This window comes from Streptomyces sp. NPDC005202, from assembly GCF_040608235.1.
Lineage (GTDB): Bacteria > Actinomycetota > Actinomycetes > Streptomycetales > Streptomycetaceae > Streptomyces.
This window is the reverse complement of sequence record NZ_JBEXHW010000002.1, coordinates 285909-292237: the sequence shown is the minus strand read 5'-3', so window position 1 is coordinate 292237 and position 6329 is coordinate 285909. Positions and strand designations below refer to the sequence as shown.

Sequence of the window (6329 nt, the reverse complement as noted above, 5' to 3'; positions counted from 1 at the left end):
TCCCTCACCTCAGGCTCGGGACGGCGGCGTCGCGTCCTGCGGGGCAGGAGCCGCGGCCTGGGCAGCCTGGGCAGCCTCGGCGGCAGCACGCGCACCCTCACCTCAGGCTCGGGACGGCGGCGTCGCGTCCTGCGGGGCAGGAGCCGCGGCCTGGGCAGCCTGGGCAGCCTCGGCGGCAGCACGCGCACCTTGATCAGGGGCTCGGGGCGGGGGCGCCGGTTCCTGCCCGGCACGATGCGCATGCTCATCCGCCGCACCTCGCCTGCGCCACATGCAGCTCCGGGGTGAGCACCTGCTTCGTCTTCGGCAGCACGACGCGGCCGTCGAAGTCACAGAGGTAGAAGTTGAACCACGAGCCGTAGGACGCCGTCCCCGTCAGCTCGTTGAGCTTGTTCGGCAGCCGCTTCAGCACGCCCTCCACGGTCTTCTCGTTCTTGTTCAGCGTTCCGGTCAGACCGGTCAGCCCGGCGATGTCGTCCTTCAGTGCCGGACGCGCGTCCTTCAGCAGACCCGAGGTGGCCTCGGCGAGGTCGCCGATGCTCACCAGGGAGTCCCCGATGGGCTTGCGGTCGGCGGTCAGCCCCGAGATCACCCGCCGCAGCTGGGTCAGCAGCCCGGAGAAGCGGGCGCCGCGCCGGTCGAGCGTCTCCAGCACGGTGTTGAGGTTGTCGATCACGGAGCCGATCAGCTGGTCGCGGTCGGCGAGCGTCGTGGTGAGCGACGCCGTGTGCGCGAGCAGGCTGTTCACCGTGCCGCCCTCGCCCTGCAGGGTTTTGATGATCTCGGTGGCGAGCTGGTTGACGTCGTTCGGGCTGAGCGCGGCGAACAGCGGCTTGAAGCCGTTCAGCAGCGCGTTGAGGTCCAGCGCCGGCTGCGTCCTGGACAGCGGGATGGTGCCGCCGGGCCGCAGCCGGGTGTCGTCGCCCGCGCCCTCGGTGAGCGCGATGTACCGCTGCCCGACCAGGTTCCGGTAGCGCACGACCGCGTGGGTGCCGGCGAACAGCGGGCGGTCCGCGGCGACGCTGAAGGTGACCTCGGCCAGCGTCCGGTCCTTGATCCGGATGCCCTCGACCTGGCCGACGCGCACCCCGGCGACCCGGATGTCGTCGCCCTTCTCCAGGCCCGTCACGTCGCTGAACACCGCGTGGTACGTGTCCTTCGGGGTGAAGGAGATGTTGACGATGGTTGCGGCGAGCAGCGCCGTCGCCGCGATCGTGATCAGCGCGAAGAGACTGAACTTGATCAGCGGCGCGGCGGTCTGCCGGGCGCGTGACGTACCCGTACGACGCTTCGTCCTCATGCGACACTCACCGCCGTTCCGCGGGCCAGCGGCCCGAACAGCAGGGTCGTGACGGGCGGCACCTTGTCCGCGGGGACGCCCAGGACGGGGGCCACGAGCGAGTCGACGGCCCGCTGCTCGGCCGCGGTGGCGGACATGTTGACACCTCCGGGCAGTGCGCCGCCCGAACCGCCGGACGACGTACCGTCGTTGAACTTGGGTTTCGGTCCGGGCACCTGCGGATGGGGCATGCCCCAGCAGTTCGGCCCCGACCGCTCGGCATAGCGCGGCTCCTCGCCGGGCCGGTACGCGCCCTGCGCGCGGACGACCTCGAGGGTGATGTGCATCTCGCCGCCGCGGAACGCCTCCTCCGACGCCTGCTCCTCGCGGACCAATCCGTTCAGGAGGCAGGGGTACTCGGGGGAGTAGCGGGCGAAGAGCTCGAGCGTGGGGCGGGAGACCCGGCCGAGCGTGATCAGGCGGTCGCCGTTCGCGTCGAGGAAGTCCTGCGCGGTGCCCGAGACCGTCGCGGTCGTGCGGAGCGCGGTGGCCAGTCGGTCCTTCTTCTCGACGATCGTGCGGCTGGTGGTGACGGTGTTGCGCAGGAACGCCATCAGGTCGGGCGCGGCGTCGCCGTACACCCGGGCGACGTCGGCGAAGCGTGAGATGTCCTCCTTGAGGGAGGGCAGATGCGGGTTGAGGCGGCGCAGATAGCCCTCGACGCGGGTGAGGTTGTCGCCGATCCGGTCGCCGCGGCCCTCCAGCGCGGTGGCGAAGGCCGAGAGCGTGGCGTTGAGTTCACCCGGCCTGACGGCCCGCAGCAGCGGCAGCAGGTCGTTCATCAGCTGCTGCAGCTCGATGCCGACCCTCGTACGGTCCTGGGTGATGACGTCCCCGGCGCGGATGGGCCGGGCAGTGGAGCGGGCGGGCGCCACCAGGTCGACGTACTTCTCGCCGAACAGCGTCTTGGGCAGCAGCCGCGCGTGCACGTCCGAGGGGATGGACGCGACGTACTCCGGCTTGAGGGCGATGTCGAGGCTCGCCTTCGCGCCGTCCGCGTGCACCGCGCGCACCTCGCCGACCAGCAGCCCGCGCAGCTTGACGTCGGCGCGCGGATCGAGCTGGTTGCCGAGCCGGTCGGCCTGGAGCGTGATGCGCACGACGGGCGTGAACGCCTGCCGGTAGACGGCCACGGCCAGCGACAGCAGCAGCGCGAGCACGGCGATGAACGCGATGCCGTACAACCTGAGTCTCAGCACTCTCACCGGCCTCACCCCGCAATCCTCACGGTCGTGTTGGCGCCCCAGATCGCGAGGCTCAGGAAGAAGTCCAGGACGTTGATGGCGACGATCGAGGTCCGCACCGCACGGCCCACCGCGACGCCGACGCCGGCCGGCCCGCCGCTCGCGTAGTAGCCGTAGTAGCAGTGCACCAGGATGATCAGGACGGCGAAGACGATCACCTTGCCGAAGGACCACAGCACGTCCACGGGCGGCAGGTACTGGTGGAAGTAGTGGTCGTACGTGCCCGTCGACTGACCGTAGTAGCCGGTCGTGATGGTGCGGGCGGCCAGGTACGAGGACACCAGCCCGATCACGTACAGCGGGATCACGGCGACGAAGCCAGCGATCATCCGCGTCGTCACCAGGAACGGCAGCGAGGGGACGCCCATCACCTCCAGCGCGTCGGTCTCCTCGCTGATCCGCATCGCGCCGAGCTGCGCGGTGAACCCGGCGCCGACCGTCGCGGACAGGGCGAGGCCGGCCACCAGCGGGGCGATCTCCCGGGTGTTGAAGTACGCCGACAGGAACGCCACGAAGTTGGAGGTGCCGAGCTGGTTGAGAGCCGCGTAGCCCTGAAGGCCGACCTCCGTGCCGGTGAAGAACGACAGGAAGGCGATCACGCCGACCGTGCCGCCGACGACGGCGAGCGCGCCGCGGCCGAAGCTCACCTCGGCGAGCAGCCGCAGGATCTCCTTCTTGTAGCGGCGCAGGGTGCGGCCCGTCCACGCGAGCGAACGGCCGTAGAAGGAGAGTTGGGTGCCCAGGTCGTCGAGCGAGCGCAATGGGCGGTCGAGGAGTCGTTGAGGTCGCATCGGCTAGCCCCTCTGCGGGACGACCTGGAAGTACACCGCGGTCATCACGAAGTTGGTCACGAACAGCAACATGAAGGTGATCACCACTGACTGATTGACGGCGTCGCCGACGCCCTTGGGGCCGCCTTTCGCGGTGAGCCCCTTGTAGGAGGCGACGATCGCGGCGATCGCCCCGAACACCAGCGCCTTCAGCTCGGCCGCCCACAGGTCGGACAGCTGGGCGAGGGTGGTGAAGGACGCCAGATACGCGCCGGGCGTGCCGTTCTGGAGGACGACGTTGAAGAAATAGCCGCCGGCGACGCCGACGACCGACACCAGGCCGTTGAGCAGGACGGCCACCACCATGGAGGCCAGCACGCGGGGGACGACGAGCCGGTGGATCGGGTCGATGCCGAGCACCTGCATGGCGTCGATCTCCTCGCGGATCTTCCGCGCCCCGAGGTCCGCGCAGATCGCCGTGCCGCCCGCGCCCGCGATCAGCAGCGCGGTGACGATCGGCGAGGCCTCCCGCAGCACCGCGAGGACGGAGGCGGCACCGGAGAAGGACTGGGCCCCCAACTGCCGGGTCAGGCTGCCGATCTGCAGCGCGATGACCGCGCCGAAGGGGATCGAGACCAGAGCGGTGGGCAGGATCGTGACGCTGGCGACGAACCACGCCTGCTGGATGAACTCCCGTGCCTGGAACGGCCGTCGGGGCAGGGTCCGGACGACGTCCAGCGCCATCGCGAACAGGTTGCCCGAGTGCCGCAGCGCTCCGGTCGGGGACAGGCTCATGCGCCGGTCACCTCCTTCCGGTGCAGCTCGGTCTCCCGTCTCGCGATCGCCTCCCAGCGGGGTGAGCGGGTGATGCCGGGTCCCGGCAGCAGGCGGGGCGTCAGGTCCCTGACTGCGGGACCCCCGTTGATCTGCGCCAGCTCCTGTTCGACCTGCGCGGCGTCCTTCTCCTCCGCCATGCCGATCGGCCCCTGCATCCGGCCGTTCAGGAACTGGCGGACGACGGGCTCGTCGCTGGTCAGCAGCTTCTCACGGGGCCCGAACATCACCAGCTCGCGCCGGAACAGCAGCCCGATGTTGTCGGGCACCTGGCGGGCCGAGGCGATGTCGTGGGTGACGATCAGGAAGGTCGCGTCGGTCTGTGCGTTGAGGTCGACGATCAGCTGGTTGAGATAGGCCACGCGCACCGGGTCGAGGCCCGAGTCGGGCTCGTCGAAGAGGATGATCTCCGGGTCGAGCACCAGCGCCCGGGCGAGACCGGCCCGCTTGCGCATACCGCCGGAGATCTCGCCGGGCAGCTTCCCCTCGGCGCCGATCAGCCCGACCATGTCCATCCTCTCGAGCACGATCCGCCGGATCTCGCTCTCGGACTTGCGGGTGTGCTCGCGCAGCGGGAAGGCGATGTTGTCGTACAGGTTCATCGAGCCGAACAGCGCGCCGTCCTGGAACAGCACGCCGAACATCTTGCGCACCTCGTACAGGTCGTGTTCGCGCAGCTTGGTGATGTCCCGGCCCGCGACCTTGACCGAGCCGCGGTCCGGCTTCAGCAGCCCGACGAGAGTCTTGAGGAACACCGACTTGCCCGTCCCCGAGGGGCCGAGCATGACCGAGACCTCCCCGGCGGGCAGCGTCAACGACACGTCCTGCCAGATGACCTGGTGACCGAAGGACTTGGTCAGCCCCTCCACACAGATCTCGACACCCATCCGGTTCACCCTTCGCCCGCGTGAGCAGCTCCGACATCTGCTCTACGGGGAGGGGCGGGGCGTCCGTCGCGGCGGAGGCGGAATTTTTTCGGACGGGTTTTTGGGACGGGTTTTTCGGACGGGTTTACGGGAGGCTACGGCAGCTTCACCGGCGGCGTGCTCGGGGTGGGTACGGAGACCGGAGCGGACGGCACGGCGGGAGTGTGCGGGACCGCCGGAAGCGGGACGGCGGACTCGACCGACAGGTCCGGCACCTTGGGCACGTCGGGCACCTGCGGGACCTGCGGCACTTGCGGCACCTCCGGCGTCGGCAACTCCGGGAGCGGGGCCGACGAGACCTTGGGCAGGGACGGCACGGACAGCGGCACGAGCGATCCGTCGGCGGGTGACTCCGTCTCCCCGCGACGCGGGGCCGCCGACGCCGTGGGCGAGGGCGCGCGCGTCTCCGGGGCGCGCACCCGGTCCGTGCTGTCGGTCCGCAGCACCTGCGTGCCGCTGGACACGGCCGGCGGCGGAGCCGGGGCGTCCGCGCCGCCCCCGCCCCCGTCGAGCGCGTACGGCAGCGCCAACCCCGCCACCACCAGGGTCGCCGCCGTCGACGCGACCGCCGCCTGCGCCTTCCCGCCGGTGCGCGGCCGCCCGCGCCCGAGCAGGAACAGCGCGAGCCCGAGCGTCCCGGCCAGCGAGGCGCGCAGCGTCCGCCGGGCGCGGGCCAGGAGCGACTCGACGGTCCGGTAGCTCAGCCCCATCCGTACGGCGACCTGACCGACGTCCAGGTCCTCGGACTTCAGCCGCAACGCCTCCGCCTGCCGGGCGGGCAGTTCCCCACTGCGCACGGCGAGCCACCTGGCCTCGGCCCGGTCGCACACCGCCTCCTCCACGGGCACCGGTCCCGGCGCGACCAGCGTGGGGCTGGTGCGCACCTCGGCCTCCCGGTTGACCTGGCGGTACCGGTCGACGCACAGCCGCATCGTCACGGTCGTCAGCCAGGCGCCGAGGCGCTCGTCGTCGAGGTCCGGGCGCTCCGCGGCGCGCAGCATCGCCTCGTGCACGGCGTCCTCGGCGTCCTCCAGACTCATCGACCTGCGCCTGGCCACCTTGAGCAGCTGCTCGCGGTGGCTCCACATGCGCTGCCAACGGTCGTGGGCCGCCTGTATGTCCGCAGGCGTTATGTCCGCAGGCGTTTCCGCAGGCATGTCCGTCGCCATGAGGGCCCCTTCGCGCTCACCCGCCGGTCTCGTGCTTGTCCGGCGGG

General features: G+C 70.9%; 7 protein-coding genes. All 7 read right to left on the bottom strand.

Going from position 1 to position 6329, the window contains the following annotated elements; all coding sequences use genetic code 11:
• Window positions 1-248, bottom strand: a 248-nt coding sequence (locus ABZV31_RS05095; RefSeq protein ID WP_355888253.1) for a hypothetical protein, incomplete at its 3' end; no start/stop codon positions are given.
• The gene (locus ABZV31_RS05090; RefSeq protein ID WP_355888251.1) at window positions 245-1300 is read right to left on the bottom strand and encodes an MlaD family protein; all 1056 of its coding nucleotides are present in this window, start codon (window positions 1298-1300) and stop codon (window positions 245-247) included. The genes ABZV31_RS05095 and ABZV31_RS05090, both read right to left, overlap by 4 nt.
• Window positions 1297-2544, bottom strand: coding sequence for an MCE family protein (locus tag ABZV31_RS05085; protein WP_355888249.1), 1248 nt, complete (start codon window positions 2542-2544; stop codon window positions 1297-1299). Before ABZV31_RS05085 ends, ABZV31_RS05090 begins: the two co-directional genes overlap by 4 nt.
• Before the next feature lie 5 nt (window positions 2545-2549).
• A complete protein-coding gene (locus ABZV31_RS05080) occupies window positions 2550-3374 on the bottom strand; it encodes an ABC transporter permease (RefSeq protein WP_355888246.1) in 825 nt (274 codons plus the stop codon).
• 3 nt (window positions 3375-3377) lie between these two features.
• The gene (locus ABZV31_RS05075; RefSeq protein ID WP_355888243.1) at window positions 3378-4148 is read right to left on the bottom strand and encodes an ABC transporter permease; all 771 of its coding nucleotides are present in this window, start codon (window positions 4146-4148) and stop codon (window positions 3378-3380) included.
• A complete protein-coding gene (locus tag ABZV31_RS05070; RefSeq protein ID WP_355888240.1) occupies window positions 4145-5074 on the bottom strand; it encodes an ABC transporter ATP-binding protein in 930 nt (309 codons plus the stop codon). Before ABZV31_RS05070 ends, ABZV31_RS05075 begins: the two co-directional genes overlap by 4 nt.
• Window positions 5075-5208: 134 nt before the next feature.
• Window positions 5209-6282, bottom strand: a complete 1074-nt coding sequence (locus tag ABZV31_RS05065) for a sigma-70 family RNA polymerase sigma factor (protein WP_355888237.1) — start codon at window positions 6280-6282, stop codon at window positions 5209-5211.
• Window positions 6283-6329 lie beyond the last annotated feature (47 nt).

Excerpts from the sequence above, each read along its gene's own strand:
- ABZV31_RS05080 (WP_355888246.1), bottom strand. The coding sequence starts at position 3,374 with ATGCGACCTCAACGACTCCTCGACCGCCCATTGCGCTCGCTCGACGAC.
- ABZV31_RS05065 (WP_355888237.1), bottom strand. The coding sequence starts at position 6,282 with ATGGCGACGGACATGCCTGCGGAAACGCCTGCGGACATAACGCCTGCG.
- ABZV31_RS05070 (WP_355888240.1), bottom strand. The coding sequence starts at position 5,074 with ATGGGTGTCGAGATCTGTGTGGAGGGGCTGACCAAGTCCTTCGGTCAC.
- ABZV31_RS05090 (WP_355888251.1), bottom strand. The coding sequence starts at position 1,300 with ATGAGGACGAAGCGTCGTACGGGTACGTCACGCGCCCGGCAGACCGCC.
- ABZV31_RS05075 (WP_355888243.1), bottom strand. The coding sequence starts at position 4,148 with ATGAGCCTGTCCCCGACCGGAGCGCTGCGGCACTCGGGCAACCTGTTC.